We start from the raw sequence: 1,548 nt of genomic DNA on the forward strand, positions 1-1,548 counted from the left end.
AAACCAGCTAATAGGATGTCAATATTTTTCTCTAAAATTCTAATTAGCCTTATGTTATACTATTTTGAGCATGACAAATAGCCCTCCAAAAACCTTTTGGAAGGTTTTCTCTCTATTACTTACAACCGTTAATTACCCTATATCCAGGAAAGTTTCTTTTCTATTTAATAAAGCATAAATCCAATGAAGCAGTTTGTTAATGCAGGCTACTATCGCTACTTTGGCAGGCTTTCCTTCTGATTTCTTTTTATCATAGAACTCTTTCAGCTTTTTGTTTCTTGAACTTCTGATACCGCACAATACGGCAAGATACAAAGCATGGCGTAATCTACTTGAACCTCGTTTAGTAATACGATTGGTTGTGGCAGTAAACTTTCCTGATGAGTGAACACTGGGATCTATTCCTGCAAAGGCAACCAGTTTTTTCGGATGACTAAACCGATCAATTTCACCAATCTCAGAGATTATCGTGGCAGCGATTTTTTCTCCGATTCCTGGAATCGATTGGACAATCTTGTAATCTTCCAATTCATTTGCCAAGGTCACTATACGAATTTCTAACTCTGAAAGGTGTCCTTGGTACTGAAAAAGCAGCTCAATATACATTTGAAGATTGATTAAGTGACTGTGGTATACCACTTTTTGAAATGGATTTCGAGATGCGGAATCCATTAATTTTTTTGCCTTATCCAACGCCCATAGACTAGATCGTCTTGGACAAAACTCCATCACACACTCCGCTAGCTTACTTTCCCCAGCCGCTATTACATCTTCTGAAGTAGGATATTTCTTTAATATCAATAAAGAAACCTTCGAATAAAGATCACCAAAAACCTTGCGGTATTCTGGAAACACTTGATCTAAAATAGTGTGAAACTGCAGCTTAGCTTCCACATACATATTCGTCACAATCCCCTGTTGTCTTGAAAGATTTCTAAGATTTAACAATTTAATTCCTCTGTTTTTATGAGGTTCAAAATCTTCTTTGTAATAGAGCACACACAACTGATACGCATCAATTGCGTCTGTTTTTACCTTTCGTAAACTGGATCTCTTAGCCTGATAAGAAATAATAGGATTAAGCAAAATATATAAAACCTCGTGCTCCTCCAAGTATTGAATAACAGGAGAATGATAATGACCTGTAGATTCTAAAATGACCATAGGCATTTGCCCAGTCATCACTTCAATCTCATTTAAAGAGCCTATAAAACGATTTAATTCCTCTCTTGTATGCTTCATCGAAAAGCTCTTTCCAAACGGCTTCGATTTATCTAAAAATGCCTGAACTTGGCTCTCTCCTTTTGCCACATCCAGACCAACTACTGGATTCATTTTGCTTCCTCCTCTGACCACTCATTCACCAGTACCCCTAATCCTCCATGTAGTATCATAGCTTCGCTTGTTATACGAGATCTATGTCCCAACCAGCCTCAAACATGTTTCTACAAGTAGGGGGTGGACAGTTTAGTTGACGGGATCATTGTCCCACGCACCCGTACGTCCTACCCTGGCTACTGATATAATAGATTCTATTAAAAAAAGGTC

At 37.8% G+C, this 1,548-nt stretch carries 1 protein-coding gene; it reads right to left on the reverse strand.

The window, feature by feature from the left end; translation table 11 throughout:
- Window positions 1-132: 132 nt before the first annotated feature.
- Window positions 133-1,335 carry an IS110 family RNA-guided transposase gene (locus JFL43_RS22095; RefSeq protein ID WP_200750715.1) on the reverse strand — a complete coding sequence of 401 codons (1,203 nt, stop codon included), beginning with the start codon at window positions 1,333-1,335 and terminating at the stop codon, window positions 133-135.
- Between the last annotated feature and the right edge of the window lie 213 nt (window positions 1,336-1,548).

It is taken from the genome of Viridibacillus soli, from assembly GCF_016612995.1.
In the GTDB taxonomy this organism is placed as follows: domain Bacteria; phylum Bacillota; class Bacilli; order Bacillales_A; family Planococcaceae; genus Viridibacillus; species Viridibacillus soli.

What these genes read in the sequence shown, in the direction of transcription:
- JFL43_RS22095 (WP_200750715.1), bottom strand. Translation starts at nt 1,335, where the DNA reads ATGAATCCAGTAGTTGGTCTGGATGTGGCAAAAGGAGAGAGCCAAGTT.